Origin of the sequence: Aurantimonas sp. E1-2-R+4 (genome assembly GCF_036549515.1) — a bacterium.
In the GTDB taxonomy this organism is placed as follows: Bacteria; Pseudomonadota; Alphaproteobacteria; order Rhizobiales; family Rhizobiaceae; genus Aurantimonas; species Aurantimonas coralicida_A.
On sequence record NZ_JAZHLK010000162.1, the window covers coordinates 1 to 600 of the forward strand.

The window sequence follows — 600 nt, forward strand, 5'->3', positions numbered from 1 at the left end:
CGACGATCTCTGGCGTGCAGTCGGCAACATCTGCGACCTGTTCGAGCCCGAAGAATGTTGGAACTACCTCAAGGCCGCTGGCTATGTTGCAGATTAATCGCCTGACGCTCTAAACTAGCTGATAGGGCAAAAGGGGCACCGGACGCAGGGAACATAGTAAGGTTCTCAGAACGCTTGAGCTTGTGCCATGCTTGATCCAACCTGGATTGCCCCTTCGCTCCAGAGAAGGTTCGACGTCAGGTCCATCCCCTCCGCCATTATCCCCTCAGCGAACATCCTCCGGTCAGATAGTGGACTGTGCACGGCCCCCTGCCCTGCGGCCTTCACCGGTTCAAGTCCTTGACTGCATATCGGCCGATAGACCATGTCTCGCTCTCTCTTCGCCGGCTTTTCTCCAAAGCTTTGCACTGCGCCCGAATAGTGCGGAATTCGGAATTCCTGCATTTTCTGCGAGTTAGCGAAAGATCGCCCCTCGCGGATTTGGACATTAGAGCATCCGGCGAATAATTTGAATCGACGGGTTCCCATTTGATGTTCGGTTTGATTCTCTGTGAGCAGGAGGTGCTCTATGGGAAAGGCTGTTTCATCAGATTTGCGGGA

At 54.2% G+C, this 600-nt stretch carries 1 protein-coding gene; it reads right to left on the minus strand.

Translation table 11 applies throughout. The features are described 5' to 3' along the window. Positions 1 to 165 precede the first annotated feature (165 nt). Positions 166 to 600, minus strand: a 435-nt coding sequence (locus tag VQ045_RS21875; RefSeq protein WP_331831632.1) for a hypothetical protein, incomplete at its 5' end; no start/stop codon positions are given.